The following is a 15,800-nucleotide window of genomic DNA, read 5'->3' on the forward strand; positions in this document are numbered from 1 at the left end:
ATCTTCAACCACTGCGCCTCGTTCAATTCGTAGCGCTTCGTCGCCATCACATGCTCCGTCCAAATCACGGAACCCTATGAATCAGCGATTAGACCTCTTGGGAATCCTCAATGTCGATTGGCCCTAGGCCTTCGCCAGTTCGAGGAAATGCCGCCCGGCCTTGTCCTCGGTCTCGACGATCCAGACGTCGGGATCGAACGAGATTTCCTTCTGCAAACGCTCTTCGATCTTGCGTTCCTCAACGGGCTGCGGCGGTGACGGCGCGAAGACGCGATCGACAGGGCGGCTCTCGTCATAGGCGCTTTGCGGCGCCGGCGTATAAAGCATCGCGGTGCCATCCAGCAGCGCAACCTTCACGAATACGGCGCCCGCTTCCTCTGCACCACGACGGCGCACGGCGCCGAACACGCCTTCGGTCTGGCAGCGGCGCAGATATGCGGCCACCCATATTGCTGATTTCAATCGTGACATCGCTTGATTATTCCAGAGAGAGCGAAAACGCGAGGTGACCCAGTTACCGGGGGCGAAGCCTGAAATGCTTCATTGACGCGACGCTACTTTATAGTATTATGACTATAACGCGCAACGTCGCCTGGCATCAATATCAGAATGTCACCCACCGACACACCCTTGGAATTCGTAGGGTCGTCGAAAGACGATCTTTCAGAATTTCCGGTGTCTGTGAAGCTATGCGTTGGCTTTGCCTTGCGTGCAGCCCAAAAAGGCAAAAAGCACCCCGACGCGAAGCCTTTGAAAGGCTTCCACGGCGCGGGCGTTGTCGAGATCGTCTCTGATTTTGATGGGAATACGTTTCGGGCGGTCTACACGGTCAAACTGAAGGGCATGGTCTACGTTCTCCACGCATTTCAAAAGAAATCGAAAACCGGAATCCGGACGCCCAAATCCGAGATTGACCTGATCAAATCCCGTCTGAGAGACGCGCAGACGCTTTACCAACATGCCATGGAGGGCAGCAATGAAAAAACCGACAAGCACAAAGAGCAGCGGCAACGTGTTCGCCGACCTCGGCCTGCCAAACGCTGACGAGCATCTGATCAAGGCCGAGATCGTTCTCGGCATTGCCGCACGCATCAAAAGCAAAGGGCTAACTCAGGCACAGGCGTCCAAGCTGATTGGCCTTGCCCAGCCTGACGTCTCCAAGCTGCTGCGCGGACAGTTCGGCGGCTACTCTTATGAGCGCTTGTTTGGTTTTCTGGTTGCCCTCGGCGAGCGCGTGAAAATCGAGGTGTCGGACGCAAAGACGAAGAAGCAGGCGCGCGTCGAACTCGAAATGTCGTGAACTGCCTTAGTGGGCCAGCCGCAGGGCTGGCGCTAGTCGATCGCGCGGCCGGTGACGGTGGCGAGTTCGCGCACCATGCGGTCGGACACTTGCCCGGTCACCGGCAGCTTGCGCTCGCGCTCGAAGCGTTGGATCGCGGCCGCTGTGTCCGAGCCGACATTGCCGGTCGGCTTCAGCTGACCATAACCGTATTCCGTCAGCGCGCGCTGAACAGCGGCGACGCGGCGCGTATTGGTGATGAGATCGCCGAGCGGATCAGTGCGGGTTGCATTCGGGATCGCTGCCGGCGGGCGTGCTACGGCGCCCGTGGTCGCCGGTGAGGCCGGTGATGCCGGCGCTTTCAGGAGATTGCCGACCGGATCGGCTGCGCGCTGTTCGACGGGCTTGGCAGCGAGTGATGGCTTCGGCTCATTGGCGCTGTTGACCGGCTTGGAATCCAGCATGCGGGAATCGAGCTTGGTGTCCGACGAAGCAGCATCCAGCGGACGCGGCTTGGGCAGCGGATTGGCGACCTGTGCCGGCGCCGGAAACGCAACGACGGTGCTGGAACCGAACATCGGCGACGGATGATGGCCCTTCTGCAGGAAAATAGCATTGGCGATGATGGCGCTGACCGCGGCGAATGCGATCAACCCGGCGACCATGTCCTTCGGGCTGTGCAGCAGCACGCGCAACACGATGCCGCGCTCCGCGGGCTCATCGACGATGGCGACGGCGCGGCCGCGTTTGGACTTGGTCGCTTTGGAACTGGCTTTAGGCACTCTTCTTCACCTGATGGGCTTGGTCGGACGGCGCGGTGCGCGCCGCGGGATTCAAGATCGCGATATTGCTGACGTGTTCAGCCTGCGGCGTGAACTCCAGCGGCAGCGCGATTGTGATGGTGGTGCCTTCGTCGATCCGGCTCTGCACCTGCATCTCGCCACCATGCATGCCGACAAGGCTCTTCACAATGGACAGGCCGAGGCCGGTGCCCTCATGGCGCCGCTGATAGGTCTTGCCGGCCTGGAAGAACGGATCGCCGATGCGTGCGAGATCATCCGATGCAATGCCGACGCCGGTATCGCTGACGCGCAGCATCAAGCGTGATCCTTCGACGCCCGCTGCCACGGTGACGCTGCCGCCGCGCTCGGTGAACTTGATGGCATTGGATACGAGGTTGAGCAGTATCTGGCGGAATGCGCGCGGATCGCCGTTGACCTCCGGCAGATCCTTCGGCGCATCGGTGATGAGATCGATACCGTTCTCGCGCGCCTTCAGCGCCAGCAGATTGCAGCAATTGATCAGCGCCGGACGCGGCGCGAAGGGCTCCGGCGAAATCTCGAAGTTACCGGATTCCAGCTTCGACATGTCGAGGATGCCGTTGACCACTGACAGCAGGTGCTGGCCGGAATCGTTGATGAGCTGGGCATATTCCTTGCGCTTGGTCGCATCGAGCATCATCAGCTCTTCCTGCACCAGCATATCCGAGAAGCCGATAATGGCATTCAGCGGCGTGCGCAGTTCGTGGCTCATAGTGGCGAGGAAGCGTGTCTTCGACGCATCGGCGCGCTCGGCCTCGATGCGGGCCTGCGCCAATGCCTCTTCCTGCAGCTTGCGGTCGGTGACATCACGCAGCACGGCCACAACTTCTGCATCGGCATTGGCTGATGACGACGTATCAACGTCTTGCTCCATTGGGCGGCAACGCATTTCAACCCAGATGAATTCGGCGCCAGACGGGCGCATGCGATCATTGCCGCGCACGACATCGCGGCGCAGACGGAATTCGACGCTGCGGGCTTCGCCGCCGCGCGCGGCGTCAGACAAAGCCGTGAGATAGGCCGGGCGATCCGCGACATGGACGCGGTCGAACAGGCCATGGCCCAGCAGTCGCTGTGCCGGGGCGCCGATCAGCGCTGCCGCCGCCGGCGAGATGAACTGCACGGCGCCATTATTACGGTGACGCGAGATCACGTCGCTCATATTGCGCGCCAGCAGGCGATAACGGTCTTCCTCGACGTAAAGCAGCGAGACGCTGGTGCGCGCCAGCGACTCCGCGCCGAAGGCCAGACCGGCTGCATAGATGGTGGCGGACGCAATGCCGAAGGCCATGAAGGCGCCATGGCCGGCGACACCGGCTTCGGATACAGGCAACCAATCGAGGCTGGTCAGCACGATGAGAATGCTTACGCAGGACAGCGCCAGCGCCGATGCAAAGGCGACGATACGGCGCGAAGCCGAGAGTGCCGCCTCGATCGGTACCACCACAAGCCAGATCGCCGCGAACGAATTGATGCCACCGGTGGAGATCGCCATCATCATCACGAGGCCGGCAAGTGCGATAGACGACAGTACCTGTGCACTTTCATAGCGACCGGTGCGCGACAGAAAATATGAAACGAGGATCGGCGCCATCAACCAGGCGAAGGCCGCAACCTCGATCGCGTTCGGCGCGCCGCGCAGCGCGAGATAGACAGGAAAAGCCGCAAAGGCCGCAAGGCTGCCGAGCAGACGCGGCGCCATGAATGCGCGATGACGCGCGCTCGTCAGCGCATCGTAGCGCACTGAAGGGTGCAGCATGGCATCAAGGCAGTCGCGAATGATGGTCGATACTGTCACTGCTCTCGCTTCGGCTTGATCGTCAAATTCAGACGCGCCGAAACGCCTCCTTTTATCGTTGCGCCAACGTGTCAGAGCGACATTAAGCGAACACTAAAGTGACCGCCGCGATCGCCATGCCTAACGCACAAGTGCTGATTTAAGAGGAGTTTTCGCGTTTTCATTCGGCAACGATGGTGAACGAGACGTTTCAATCACCGCGTCCATATGGTTTCGAAAGTGTGCATCCCCAACATCGTGTCGGAAAACGCACGCACGGGCCATCAATGGAAAATTTACGCCAAACCGAATGAAGTGAATTTTCGTTGATTTAACCGCATCGCAAATACTTGCAGTTTATCGACGGCTGCTAACTTCGATCCCAATTGCGACAAATCGCAACGGTTCGAAGAGACTAACGGGGTTCGCGATGTTCTTCCTGCTTCGCATGGCATTCTGGCTCGGGCTCGTGCTCGTGCTGCTGCCGAGGGACAAGACGCCGGAATCGGATAAGCTGCCGCAGATAGGCGCTTCCGATGCGGTATCGGCTGCGACTGCGGCGATGTCCGACATGGCACAATTCTGCAAGCGCCAGCCGGCAACCTGCGAAGTTGGCGGCCATGCGGCCACCGTGATCGGCGAACGCGCCAAGGACGGCGCGAAGAAAATCTACCAGATCATCACCGAGAAGAAGCCCGATACCACCGGCTCGATCGGTGGCGAAGGCGAAGATCAAGGCGCGGTCGCCATGGCCCGGCCCGACACGCTCACCCAGGACGACCTCGCCGCCGAATGGCAGCCACCCACCGTTGCTCCCTAAACGGCTGATTGCGGCGGATAATTACCGCAAACGGCGGTCGCTTTCGGCGCTGTTCGTCCCTATATAGGGCCTGACATTGCTTGCAGGCTCCGATGACCACGATTGACGATATCCGCGATAATTTCGAGCTACTCGAGGACTGGGACGACCGCTACAGGTACGTCATCGAACTCGGGCGCAGCCTCACGCCGATGCCGGATGAGGAACACTCCTCCGCCAACAAGGTCAACGGCTGCGCGAGCCAAGTCTGGCTGTCGCGCCAGGTCGCCCGCGACCACGGCACGCCGGTGCTCAGCTATCTCGGCGACAGCGACGCGCATATCGTTCGCGGGCTGATCGCGATCCTGCTGACGCTGTATTCGGGCCGCAAGGCCGAGGATATTCTGGCCACCGACGCCATCAAGGTGTTCGACGAGCTCGGCTTCAAGGAACACCTCACGCCGCAGCGCTCCAACGGGCTGCGCGCCATGGTCGAGCGTATCCGCCGGGACGCCACCGAGACCCTGGCAGATGCGAACCAAGGCGTGACCCCATAGGCTCGAGCGGCTGCGGGCGATGCACCAACGCCCGCCAGGGATTCACTGATTGGAGCGCATCTGAGGCACGTTTACCGGGCTTCAGCCCCAAGCGCGCCCGACCGAGCCCTCGCCTGCAGCCGGGACACCGCCTCGGCCAAAGGAACGTCGGCCTGTGAGCCGTCGCGCTCGCGCAGGCTCACCCGGCCGTCCCTCATCTCGCGCCCGCCTACGATCGCCATCACCGGCACCGCCATGTCATGCGCCGCCACGATGCGCCGTGAGAGGGTATCGGCGCCGTCATAGGCAATGGCCCTAATCCCCGCATCCTCGAACGCCGCCACGACGTCAGCGCCGTATCCGGCCTGGCCTTTCGAGATCGGCGCAACCGCGACCTGATCCGGCGACAACCAGAAAGGAAGCACGCCGCCGTGATGCTCGAGCAGGATCGCGATCATGCGGCCAAGCGATCCGAAGATGGCATGGTGGATCATCAGGGGCCTTGCGCGGCTGCCGTCGGCGGCGACATAGGACGCGTCGAGCCGCTGCGGGAGAACGCTGTCGAGCTGCACCGTGCCACACTGCCAGGATCGTCCCAGCCGGTCGCGCAACGCGAATTCCAGCTTCGGTCCGTAGAACGCGCCTTCGCCCGGATTGATTTGAGGCGCGAGGCCGCATTGCCGCGCGGCATCGCCGAGCTTCGCCTCCGACCAGTCCCAGGTCGCATCGTCGCCAGCGCGCACCGGTGGCCGCGTCGCCAGCGCCACTTCGTAGTCGGGAAAACCAAGATCGCGATACACCTCGCCCAGCAAAGCGATGAAGCGCGCGACTTCGTCCTCCACGTCCTGCTCGCGGCAGAACACATGCGCATCGTCCTGCTCGAAGGCGTGCGTTCGCATGATGCCGTGGAGCGAACCGGACGGCTCATTGCGGTGGCAAGCGCCAAACTCGGCATAGCGGATTGGAAGCTCTCGCCACGAGCGCAGACCCTTGTTGAAGATCTGCACGTGGCAAGGGCATGACATGGGTTTCAGAGCCATCGCTTGTTCGCCGTCGTCGACCCGGAACATGTGCTCGCGGAATTTGTCCCAGTGGCCGCTGCGGCTCCAGAACTCCTTTGGCAGCAACTGTGGCGTTTGGACCTCGGCATAGCCGGCCTGGCGCATCTTGCGCCGGAGATAATCCTCCAGCACCCGGTAGATCGCGTAGCCGCGCGGATGCCAGAACACCATGCCCGGCGCATCGTCCTGCAGGTGCCAGAGTTTGAGTCTTACGCCGAGATTTCTGTGGTCGAGATCGTCCATGGCTATGTTCCTTTGATGGGAAAAAGCGCGGACGGGGTCATCAAAAACAGAAAAGGCCCCGTCCGTCGCCGGCGGGGCCTTTTCTGGGTGAAGTACGCTTGTCTCTAGCGCGCGCGACCAGAAGGCGATCCGCCGTGAGCGGTCGCCGTGGTGGTCAATGCAGCTGATCGAAGCTTGTTCATGCGCTGTATATGGCGGCAAAACGCGCAGGCGTCAACGAAAGCTGCTTGGCGTCGTGGAATCGATGATGCGCGGGCCTATGAGCGCAGCCACCGACCTGGCCGTCGTCAAGCTCGCATCGCCCGCATCTGGCTGCGCGCTATCGGCTCCACAGCCTAGCTCTCGAACGCCGCATCCTCTGCGAGCCAGGTGCGCACTTTCGATGCTTGCCCCCTGACCTCACTGGCGAAGCCGTAATGCCGCGCGAGGCGATCCAGCGCGAGTTGCAACACGACCTTGGCGGAACGCGCCGGCCAGTTGCGTTCACGCTCGACGTCTTCGAGGCCGCGCAGAAAACAACACACATCCATCAGAACCCCTGAAAACTCGGGCCCGCAGGCATCCAGCGCCTGACTGACGCGCTGGCGCGATGTCATCATGATATCCGTCATCTCGCCGGGATTGCTGCCGGCCCCGCGTGGCCGGCCGCCGGTCGGCGCGGCCCAGTTCGCCGTCATGCACGGCGCCATGTTGCCGCGCGTGAAATCGGCGCGCAGCTTTTCGCCGGCGATGAACTGATGCGGGCTGATCATGCTGCGGCCATCGCGGCCCTTGCGCCGGGCCAGCCAGCCGAGCGGGCTTTCACTGTCATTGACGAGAACGCTGGCGACGCCGTCTTCGGTGATGATCTGCCGCGTTTCCAGCGACAGATGCTGCGCGCGATGGTGATCGACGTGATCGGGATGCCTGGTGGTGCTGCGGGACGTTTTCATCGGGGGTGACTCCATTTAGGATAATAAGCTCACATCCCGAATGGCCCGGCAAGCAGAATTTTAGACTTTATTCCCTTTTAGGTTTTTATTCAATAGAACCAGCAGCTTCGGCCAATCACTCAAAACCGCGGCATCGTGAAAATGAAGCGGGTTTCCTGCGGCGATGATGTGACCGTCAGTTCACCGGCGTGAGCGCGCGCGATCTGCGAGGCGATGTACAGACCGAGGCCGAGGCCCTGCCGGTTCGCCCGATCGGCACCGCGGGTGAAGGGATGAAACAGCCGCTCCATCGCCTCCGGCGGGATCGGTTCACCGGCATTGGCCACCGAAAGTTCGAAGGCGTCACCACGTGTCTCCGCCCGGACCGAGATCGGCTGGTCCGGCGCGCCGTAGGTCAGCGCATTGCCGAGCAGGTTCGACAGCAGCTGGGCAATCCGCTGCCGGTCGCAGCTCACGGGCAGATCCAGATTGAAGCTGGCGTCGATCACGCGGTTCGGTGCGCTCGATTGCAGTTCGGCCACCACCTGCTCCAGCACCGGCTGCAACGGCACATCGGCATTGCGCTCCAGCGACAGCCCGCCGCCGAGGCGTCCGCGCGCGAGATCGAGCACGTTGTCGATCAGTCCGGACATCCGCGCCACGCTGGCTTTGACAAGACCGACGATGTTGCGCGCCTTGTCGTCCAGCGGCGTCTTCAAAAGCATGCTGGCGCCGGCATCGATCGACGCCAGGGGATTGCGCAGGTCGTGGCCGAGTACGGCGATGAACTCTTCGCGCAATTCCGAACTCTGCCGCTCGCCGAGCAGGCTCGCCTCGCTGCTTTCAATCCGTTGGAGGGCTTCGATCTGGAAGGCGATCAATTCGGCGAAAAGGCGAAACATGCCGACAGTTTCCGGCGTATCGACACGCGCCGGGCGTGGATCGATCGCGCACAGCGTCCCGAAGATCGTGCCGTCGGCATATCTGATCGGGATCGAAATGTAGCTCTGGAAGCCGTACATCGCGGGCGTGTGGTGATTGCGATAGATCTCGTCCTCGGCGACGTGATCGATCACCACGGCTTCGTTACGCTGACGGATCTCGTGGCAGATGGTGGTTTCGAGCTTCAACTCGCCGCCGGGCTTCAGGCCAAACGCGATCTCATCGCGCATCGCGCAGCAGACCCAGCGCTCATCTGTGACGCGCGCGATGGCGGCAAAGCCCATGCCCGTGGTGCGGCAGATCACTTCGAGAATGCGCGGCACCGCATCGATGCGCTGAATGGCCTCAATGTCGGCCTGCAAGTCTCCCGTCATATCTGCCAAGTCCACGTATCGCCGCTTGATATTGTCACACACCAATAGCGGGAGGCCCGAGATGAGTCCCGCATCCAGACGTAGAACTTTCTTCGTCTCCGATTTGTTCTATATTGGTTCCTGCGGATGGAACCTGACTTTATTGCTTAGCTTTACTTGTGCGGATTACTTGCCCAGATCCTGTTCCGGCCACCTGTTCAGGTCACTTGCGCCGGCGGCGCTGCTGGCCCAGCCCCATTTTCTTGGCGAGCTGCGAACGGGCCACCGCATAGTTCGGCGCGACCATCGGATAGTCGGCCGGCAGGCCCCACTTCTCGCGATACTGTTCCGGTGTCATCGCGTACTGCGTGCGCAGATGGCGCTTCAACGACTTGAAACGTTTGCCGTCCTCCAGACAGATCAGATATTCGGCAGTCATCGATTTCTTGACAGACACCGCCGGTTTGGCCGGCTCCGCCGCGACCTCCGGCCGGCCGTTCGAAACCCGCACCAAGGCAGCGTGAACCTGACCGATCAGCGCCGGCAGTTCGGACGCCGGTGTTGGATTGTGACCGACATAGGCTGACACGATCGTCGCCGTGAGATCGATGAAGCTCTTGCCGGCGATGTCGTTCATGGTCCGTCGTCTTTCAAGGATTCGAGCCGCACTTTACTTGACAATCATGCGGGCATTACAGCCACAAGGGCAATAACAACGTATAGCGCGCCGGTTTCATTCTGCGTGCAAGATTAGTCGAGATCAGCTGAAAGTGACCGCCAACGGCAACGGGCTGAGCGGCATCAGCCCCTGTTGTCGAGATGCTCACGCAACTCGTCGATCGAGGCGAAGCGCATCATGCCTTCGGGCATCTGCGCCTCGATGGAGCCGTCGGAATACAGCGAATAGGCCATGCCATCGACGACCCCCGATTTGAGCACGGTGACGTCCGGTGCCTGCGGCGGCTCTTCAGCCGGCGTCGGCGGAACGTAGCGATCCGGAATCAGCGCGGCATCCGGCAGCTTGTCGCTTGGCGAGGACGACGTGCGGGCGGCGCGGCGGATCGCGTCGGAGCGCGACCGATCCGGCTGCGGCCAGGCATCCTCGAAACTCTTCGGCTGCTCGGCGGGTGCTTCCGGCGTTGGCATGGCCGCCTCGAATGCGGCAGCTGCCTCGGCCCTCTCCCGCTCCCGGCGCGACGACTGGAACAGCAGATTGCGACGCTTCGGCTCCTCAGGCACCGGTGCCTCGGCGGCAGCGGACGCAAGCCGCTCACGGTCGCGCAGCACTTCGTCCTGCCACGGGGGAACACCTGGCTCCGGAACGGCAGGTCGCGCGGCCAGCTGGTCGCGGCTGAACAGCGGGGCCGGGGCGGGCGCGTCATCCGCCTCCTCTGCGTCCTCCCGCGGAACCGGCGGCAACTTCAGTTCCCGGCGCGGCAGCCGGGGCGACGGAACCGGTTCATCGATCTCGCCCTGCGGCCCAAACTTCTTCAGCTCGCCGACGGCGAGCGCCATGCTGACCATGATCAGGCCGGTGCAGGCGCCGACCGTTCCAGTCAGGATCAGGGTATTGCCGAAGCCGAATTCCTTGACCGGAATGCCGAAGCCGATCGCGGCAAGGCCCGCCAGAATGACCCCGATCCCGGCAATCAGCAGCAATTTCATAGTCTTCGAACTCCTCGACGGACCACTCGCGAGTCTCGCCATGGGTGCCACGATAGCGTCATATTGCGTGCACCGCCAAACGGCATTTTGCATTCATCCCTTGTACATCCGACTGGTGGTAGATTTTGGGAGAGTTTTCTTCCACCGGAGACAACAGGTTTGGGAAGCCCACGCCGCTCTATCCCTAAACGGTAAAGCTTTTACCTTGTCCTGTTTGTTGCAACGCATTAAGAAATTTCAGCCACAATTCTCAATTACTTCAAAAGAGAAGTGCGCTATATCGATGCCGGGGAAACGAGGCTCAAAGAGCGCTAAAGCCGAGCCATTGGGGACACCGGGTTATCCATCGCCATGTCATCGATTACGACTGCGGCCATCGACACGCCAGTAAGGCGCTCGGTGGAACGGACGTGTGACGACCTCGCCATTCTGGCGCTTGTCGTTGTCAGTATCGTCGCAAGCTTCACGTTCCGGGACTATGGTCTCGGATGGGACGACTATACCCACGCTGAATATGCAGATCTTCTATTGAAGATGTACGGGTCGGGCTTCACCGACACCGGCGCGTTGTCGTTTGCAAATCTCTACATGTATGGCGGCGGCTTCGATATGGCCGCGGCGCTGCTGCACAAGATCATCCCGCTGGAGCTGTTCGAGACGCGACGCCTGCTCGGCGCGATCGTCGGCGTCATCGGCCTCGGCGTCACCTGGCGTCTCGGCCGTCGGGTCGCCGGCCCCGTGGGCGGCCTCGCCACGCTGCTGCTGCTGGCGCTGTGCCCGACCTTCTACGGCCATATGTTCATGAACCCGAAGGATGCGCCTTTCGCCGTGGCGATGGTCATCCTGATGCTCGGGCTGGTGCGCCTTGCGCAGGAATATCCGAACCCGTCGCCGCGCACGGTCCTGATCCTCGGCCTCGGTGCCGGCTGCGCGATCGGCTGTCGCATTCTCGCCGGCCTCACACTGATCTACGCAGTGATCGGTTTCATGCCGCTGTGGATCGAGGATGTCCGCACCAATGGCGTGCGCGAGAGCATGCACCGCTTGCTGCATGTGCTCTACGTGCTGCTGCCGGGCATCGCTTTCGGCTATCTGATCATGGGCCTGATCTGGCCGTGGTCGATTCTCGAGCCCGCCAATCCGCTGCGCGCACTGGGCTACTTCTCTCACTTCTTCGAGAAACCGTGGAAGGAGATGTTCGACGGCGCGATGATCTCGGTGCCGGACATGCCGTGGTCCTATCTGCCGACGCTGTTCGCGCTGCAGCTTCCGGAAGTGCTGCTCAGCCTCACCTTCGGCGGCATCGTGCTGACCATCATGTCGCTATCACGCGACACCGTGCCGGCGCGTCGCAAGACCATCCTGTTGATGCTGACCTTTGCCGCCACACTGCCGCTGGTGATCGCCATGGTGAAGCGCCCGGCGCTGTATAACGGCATCCGGCATTTCATCTTCGTGCTCCCGCCGATGGCTGTGCTCGGCGGCGCGGCTTTCGCGGCGCTGATGGATTGGCTGCGCGTCAATCATCGCGGCGCGCAGGCAGCTGCCGTCGCCGTGTTCTCCTTCGGCCTGATGTTGCCGACAGCCGAGATGATCCGGCTGCATCCGTATCAGTACACCCACTTCAACTACATCGCCGGCACCGTTCGCCAGGCCGATGCGCTGTACATGCTGGACTATTGGGGCCTTGCGCTGAAGCAGGCCTCCGATGCGCTGCGCGAGCAGATCGTCGAGCGCCAGGAAAGCCCGCCGGTCGGCCGCAAGTGGAAGGTCGCCGTGTGCGGCCCGCAGCGTCCGGCACAGGTCGCGCTCGGTCCCGACTTCACCATCGGCTGGGACAGCCAGTCCGCCGACTTTGCGATGACGCTCGGCGAGTTCTACTGCAAGGGCCTCACCGCCCCCGTGATTGCCGAGATCAAGCGCGACGACGTCGTCTTCGCCAAGGTCTACGACATCCGCGGCAGCAGCATTTCCAGCCTGCTCGCGATCCCCGCGCCTTAGGCGCCGGGATCGCCAATCGATCACGCGCGCTCTCGGGTCTGAATTCAACTAGCCTGACGGCGGGATTCCACCTCCGATGCGTTGATGTGGCTGAGACGTTCTTGTCCTCTCGCAAGGACCGGACGTAGAAGTGATTCAAACAGGAGACACAGGCAGCATGTCGGGCGACACAAAGGTTCGGGTTGGCCAGTGCCACTGCGGCGCAGTGCGTTTCGAGGCGACGCTCAGCGACGGCTTCAATTCGATCCGCCGCTGCACCTGTTCTTACTGCCGGATGCGGGGCGCCGTCGTTGTCATGGCGGAAATGGGTGGGATCAAGATCCTGCAGGGTGAGGATGCGCTAACGACCTACCGCTTCCATACCGGATCGGCGCAGCACTTCTTCTGTTCTCGCTGCGGAATCTACACTCATCATCAACGACGATCTGACCAGAACCTGTATGCCGTGAACGTGGCTTGCCTGGACGGGCTAAGCCCGTTCGATTTCTCTGAGGTGCCTGTCATGGACGGCATCAATCATACGAACGACACCGGCAAGCCAACGCGTCAAGCAGGCACCCTCCGCTTCATCCCGACTGACTGACTATCGCTGTCCGCCGACGACCGCTTGGCGATGATCTCGCCTATTGATTCGGTTCAGACCTACCGCGCCGCCTGAAACCTGATGTCGCCGTTGTTCAGAAAGCACGTCTTGCTGAACAGGCCGAGATCGACAGGATTCGGCAACCGCACATCCTCCAGATCGGGACATGGCTTCACGGCCGGATCGTAGGACCGGTGGATCTGCGAAATGAAGACGAAGATCAGCCCGCGTTCCCTCGCGAATGACTGCAGTGCGCGCACCTGCACCATCAAGGCCGGGTTCTCGCGTTTCTGATCGAGCAGTTGCAGATAGTCGATCACCACTAGCGTGCCGCGCGGCGCGTCCGCCAGTTTCCGGGCGATGTAATCGGCGCTGATGTCGTCGGAATTGTCGAATTCGAACAGAGTATCGAAACGCGCCGGCTCCACGCCGATGGCACTGAAACGATCCAGCACTTCTTTTTCACTGTATTCCAGCGAGAAGAACACGCTGCGATGGCCGGATTGCATCGCCTCCACGGCGAGCTTCAGGCTCATCAGCGTCTTGCCATGGCCCGGGCGCGCGCCGACCAACACGAGATCGCCGGGAGACAGTTGTTCGAACAGTTTCGCGGCAGGTGTCACCGAAGACATTCGCGCCACGAGCAGGCTCCAGGCAGCAAAGCCTTCTCGCACGGCGATCCGGTCGAGTGCCTCATGCAGCGGAATGTTATCGGCGCGGGAGAGAAGCCTGGCCTTGCGCTTCAATTGATAGACAGGCGCAGAAAGACGCATCGTGAGAACCTCCTGGTGCGAGCGTTGTCACAACCCCTCCTTATGCTTGATGCTCGAACAGTTGGTTCGGTGATCAGAGAGCCCGGTATGATCGATACTTTCCCGCTGGAGGGGGGAGGCGTGGGCCGCGCCAGAATCAGAGTGTAGCGCAAACCCCTCCCCGGCGAAATTGCCGATCCCCAATCGTCCGCCATCAATTCTCCCTCTTCGCCCGCGAATGACACGCCATGATGATCAATCGACGAACATTGCTGGCGGCTGCGCCGGCGCTCATGGCCTGGCCGGCCTTTGCCAAGGAAGCTGCAAAGGACGCACCGGCGGCGTTGCAAGCTTATGAACGCGACACCGGCGGGCGGATCGGCGTCTATGCCGAGAACCTGAAGACGGGCGCAAAGATCGCGTGGCGCGCCAATGAGCGCTTCGTGATGTGCAGCACATTCAAGGCCTCGCTCGCCGCCTGCGTTCTCGCCCGCATCGACCGCGGCGAGGACAAGCCCGATCAGATGATTTCCTACGCCGCGGCAGACCTGCTCGACTACGCGCCGGTCGCGCGCGACAATCTTGCCAAGGGCGCGCTCTCGGTCGCCGACATGTGCAAGGCCATCGTCGAGCTCAGCGACAACACCTGCGCCAACATGCTGCTGGCGCGTGTCGGCGGTCCGGCCGCCCTCACCGCCTTCTGGAACAGGACCGGCGACAGCGTCTCGCGCCTCGATCACAACGAGCCGTTATTGAACCGTTCGCGGCCCGGCAATCCGCAGGACACGACGACGCCCGCCGCGATGGCCGGCAACGTCAAGCGCTTCGTCACCGGCGACGTGCTGACATCAGCCTCGCGTAACCAACTCACCGACTGGATGGTGAACTGCAAGACCGGCGACAAGCGCCTGCGCGCCGGGCTACCGAAGACATGGAAGATCGGCGACAAGACCGGCAATAACGGCAAGGACGCCGCCGGCGACATCGCCGTGACCTGGCCGAAGCCGGACCAGCCCGTCGTCATCGCCGCCTATACGCAAGGCGGCGCGCCGACGGCCCCGCAATTCGAGACGGTGTTCAAGGCGATTGGGGAGATGGTCGGGCAGCGACTGGGATAGGCTGCGTCGTCGGCACAACATCCGGCTTCCGGCGCGACATCGTTCCGATAAGAATCCCGCCAAGGATCATGGCCATCGCGGCGATCAGCGACAGCTCGATCGCTTCGCCCAGCACCAGCGCGGAAATCGCGACGCCCATCACCGGCGTTGCCAGCAGGCCGAGCGACGTGATGGTCGCCGGCAGGCTGCGGTTGATGATCACCATCGCCCAGTGCGCCAGCGCCGTGCCGAAAATCCCGCCGAACAGCAGTGCTCCGACGAGTTCGCGCGTCCATGCGATATCAGGGACACCTTCGCGGATCAGCGTCAGAGTCGTCAGCAGTATGCTTGCGAGCAGCGCCTGCCAGAACACGAGTTGAAACGGCTCGGAGATCCAGCGGTGGCCGCGCACATAGACGATGTTCGCCGCCCAGCACAAAGCCGCGAGCAACAGCAGCCCGCTGCCGATCAGCGCATTGCCGTTGCTCCAGTCGAATGCCGACGGGTTGAACATGACAGCGATGCCGGCAAGCCCGAGCACGATGCCCGCGAGACGTTCTCGCGGAACGGGTTCGCGCAGCAGCAGCCACGCGGCGGGCGCGACCCAGAGCGGCGTGGTGTAGCCAAGCACGATGGAGCGCCCGACCGGCACGAATTGCAGGCCGAAGGCGACCAGCACCGAGAATGCGCCCATATGCAGCACCGCGACACTGACGATTACAGGCATGTCGCCGCGCCGCGGCACGATGAATTGCCGGCGCGCGAGCGTAATGGCTGCCAGAGCGAGCGTGGCAATCACGGCTCGTATTGCTACCGACCACAGCGGCGAAATGTGCTGCACCAGAAATTTCGTCAGCGTCCAGTTCAGCCCCCACATGGTCACGACGACGGCAAACAACAGCAGCGCCGTGCGGCGCGACAGGGGATGTTCAGACATGGCTTCATCTCACGGATTCGGTGCATGGCGCACTCGACAGACC

The 15,800-nt window shown here is 62.1% G+C and carries 17 protein-coding genes; 7 read left to right on the forward strand and 10 right to left on the reverse strand.

The genetic code is table 11. The annotated features are described in order from the left end of the window. Positions 1–123: 123 nt before the first annotated feature. Positions 124–471 (reverse strand): DUF1491 family protein, encoded by a 348-nt coding sequence (locus A4A58_RS17135; protein WP_068734247.1) that lies wholly within the window; start codon positions 469–471, stop codon positions 124–126. A 138-nt stretch (positions 472–609) separates the two neighbouring features. Here A4A58_RS17135 and A4A58_RS17140 point away from each other — a divergent pair, with 138 nt between their 5' ends. Together A4A58_RS17140 and A4A58_RS17145 are read left to right on the forward strand one after the other, a co-directional pair. Beyond that, on the forward strand, positions 610–1,044 hold the full coding sequence (locus A4A58_RS17140) for a type II toxin-antitoxin system RelE/ParE family toxin (protein WP_081421922.1): 435 nt from the start codon (positions 610–612) through the stop codon (positions 1,042–1,044). Beyond that, entirely contained in the window at positions 1,013–1,300 is a 288-nt protein-coding gene (locus tag A4A58_RS17145) for a helix-turn-helix domain-containing protein (protein WP_244499791.1), read from the forward strand. Before A4A58_RS17140 ends, A4A58_RS17145 begins: the two co-directional genes overlap by 32 nt. Before the next feature lie 32 nt (positions 1,301–1,332). Here A4A58_RS17145 and A4A58_RS17150 read toward each other — a convergent pair whose 3' ends face one another. Both A4A58_RS17150 and A4A58_RS17155 read right to left on the reverse strand, forming a co-directional pair. Continuing rightward, a complete protein-coding gene (locus A4A58_RS17150; RefSeq protein WP_068734251.1) occupies positions 1,333–2,061 on the reverse strand; it encodes a peptidoglycan-binding domain-containing protein in 729 nt (242 codons plus the stop codon). Next, positions 2,054–3,898, reverse strand: coding sequence for a sensor histidine kinase (locus A4A58_RS17155; protein WP_068734253.1), 1,845 nt, complete (start codon positions 3,896–3,898; stop codon positions 2,054–2,056). Before A4A58_RS17155 ends, A4A58_RS17150 begins: the two co-directional genes overlap by 8 nt. Before the next feature lie 409 nt (positions 3,899–4,307). Between A4A58_RS17155 and A4A58_RS17160 the strand changes: the two genes are divergently transcribed. Continuing rightward, positions 4,308–4,697 carry a DUF5330 domain-containing protein gene (locus A4A58_RS17160; protein ID WP_068734255.1) on the forward strand — a complete coding sequence of 130 codons (390 nt, stop codon included), beginning with the start codon at positions 4,308–4,310 and terminating at the stop codon, positions 4,695–4,697. Between the two features lie 92 nt (positions 4,698–4,789). Continuing rightward, positions 4,790–5,233: a SufE family protein gene (locus tag A4A58_RS17165; protein WP_068734257.1), complete on the forward strand. Its 444-nt coding sequence runs from the start codon at positions 4,790–4,792 to the stop codon at positions 5,231–5,233. A 71-nt stretch (positions 5,234–5,304) separates the two neighbouring features. On the opposite strand, the gene thrS is transcribed toward A4A58_RS17165, so the two are convergent. The 5 genes from thrS to A4A58_RS17190 form a co-directional block, all read right to left on the reverse strand. Next, positions 5,305–6,717 (reverse strand): threonine--tRNA ligase, encoded by a 1,413-nt coding sequence (thrS, locus tag A4A58_RS17170; protein WP_283804898.1) that lies wholly within the window; start codon positions 6,715–6,717, stop codon positions 5,305–5,307. A 134-nt stretch (positions 6,718–6,851) separates the two neighbouring features. Continuing rightward, complete coding sequence (locus A4A58_RS17175; protein ID WP_068734261.1) at positions 6,852–7,448, reverse strand: DUF6456 domain-containing protein; 597 nt, start codon at positions 7,446–7,448, stop codon at positions 6,852–6,854. 119 nt (positions 7,449–7,567) lie between these two features. Continuing rightward, the gene (locus A4A58_RS17180; RefSeq protein WP_068734263.1) at positions 7,568–8,743 is read right to left on the reverse strand and encodes a GAF domain-containing sensor histidine kinase; all 1,176 of its coding nucleotides are present in this window, start codon (positions 8,741–8,743) and stop codon (positions 7,568–7,570) included. Between the two features lie 202 nt (positions 8,744–8,945). Continuing rightward, the gene (locus A4A58_RS17185) at positions 8,946–9,359 is read right to left on the reverse strand and encodes a MucR family transcriptional regulator (RefSeq protein ID WP_068734265.1); all 414 of its coding nucleotides are present in this window, start codon (positions 9,357–9,359) and stop codon (positions 8,946–8,948) included. Between the two features lie 164 nt (positions 9,360–9,523). Next, entirely contained in the window at positions 9,524–10,387 is an 864-nt protein-coding gene (locus A4A58_RS17190) for a hypothetical protein (RefSeq protein ID WP_068734267.1), read from the reverse strand. Positions 10,388–10,738: 351 nt separating this feature from the next. Here A4A58_RS17190 and A4A58_RS17195 point away from each other — a divergent pair, with 351 nt between their 5' ends. Continuing rightward, positions 10,739–12,388 (forward strand): glycosyltransferase family 39 protein, encoded by a 1,650-nt coding sequence (locus A4A58_RS17195; RefSeq protein ID WP_068734269.1) that lies wholly within the window; start codon positions 10,739–10,741, stop codon positions 12,386–12,388. A gap of 157 nt (positions 12,389–12,545) precedes the next feature. Next, entirely contained in the window at positions 12,546–12,971 is a 426-nt protein-coding gene (locus tag A4A58_RS17200) for a GFA family protein (RefSeq protein WP_068734271.1), read from the forward strand. Positions 12,972–13,030: 59 nt separating this feature from the next. Here A4A58_RS17200 and A4A58_RS17205 read toward each other — a convergent pair whose 3' ends face one another. After that, on the reverse strand, positions 13,031–13,744 hold the full coding sequence (locus A4A58_RS17205; protein WP_068734273.1) for a DNA helicase: 714 nt from the start codon (positions 13,742–13,744) through the stop codon (positions 13,031–13,033). Between the two features lie 227 nt (positions 13,745–13,971). On the opposite strand from A4A58_RS17205, the gene bla reads away from it, so the two are divergent. After that, on the forward strand, positions 13,972–14,841 hold the full coding sequence (gene bla / locus A4A58_RS17210; protein ID WP_068734275.1) for a class A beta-lactamase: 870 nt from the start codon (positions 13,972–13,974) through the stop codon (positions 14,839–14,841). Here bla and A4A58_RS17215 read toward each other — a convergent pair. Further along, positions 14,801–15,757 (reverse strand): DMT family transporter, encoded by a 957-nt coding sequence (locus A4A58_RS17215; protein WP_081421923.1) that lies wholly within the window; start codon positions 15,755–15,757, stop codon positions 14,801–14,803. The two genes, bla and A4A58_RS17215, sit on opposite strands and share 41 nt — an antisense overlap. Positions 15,758–15,800: the final 43 nt, after the last annotated feature.

It is taken from the genome of Tardiphaga robiniae (assembly GCF_001618955.1).
Lineage (GTDB): Bacteria > Pseudomonadota > Alphaproteobacteria > Rhizobiales > Xanthobacteraceae > Tardiphaga > Tardiphaga robiniae_A.